The sequence below is a fragment of the Maribellus luteus genome (assembly GCF_003576475.1).
GTDB classification, from domain to species: Bacteria; Bacteroidota; Bacteroidia; order Bacteroidales; family Prolixibacteraceae; genus Draconibacterium; species Draconibacterium luteum.
The window spans coordinates 1-533 of sequence record NZ_QWGR01000252.1 but is presented as its reverse complement, the minus strand read 5'-3'; the positions used below and the strand labels follow the sequence as shown (position 1 = coordinate 533).

Below are 533 nucleotides of genomic sequence, written 5' to 3'. Positions count from 1 at the left end.
TGGTCTGCGACTTCGAGATGCCGATGAAGCTGTTCATGATGCCCCAGACCGTGCCGAACAGGCCGACGAAGGGCGAGGCGGTGGCGATGATCGCCAGGCTGCCCAGGCCGTCCTCGGCCTTGGCGCTCTCGCGCGAGATCACGCTGTCCAGGGCCCGGTCGACGCGCTGGATCAGGAGGGCCGCCTGGGTGTCGGTCATCGGCCCCTTGTGACGGCCGTCGCGCCATTCGTGCAGCGCCGACTTGAGCATGCGGGGCAGCGGATGGCGGGGCTTGTCGCCCGCCGCCGCCGCGACGTCCTCCAGCGACTGGCCCGACGAGACCTGGTCCTCGAACCGGTCGGCCTCGCGGTTCAACCCGCCGAAGCGGATCAGCTTGTCGATGATCACGCCCCACGACCACAGCGAGGCCAGCGCCAGGCCGATCATGACCACCTTCACCACCCAGTCGGCGCGCAGGAAGATCGCGACGGCGGAAAAGTTCTCTGGCGTGACGTCCATGGAGGGCTCTCTGTTTTCGATTCGTCGGGCGCGC

The 533-nt window shown here is 68.3% G+C and carries 1 protein-coding gene; it reads right to left on the bottom strand.

Annotated elements, in window-relative coordinates:
* Positions 1 to 499: MotA/TolQ/ExbB proton channel family protein (locus D1614_RS28800; RefSeq protein ID WP_119440540.1), on the bottom strand; the 499-nt coding region annotated here is incomplete at its 3' end.
* Positions 500 to 533: the final 34 nt, after the last annotated feature.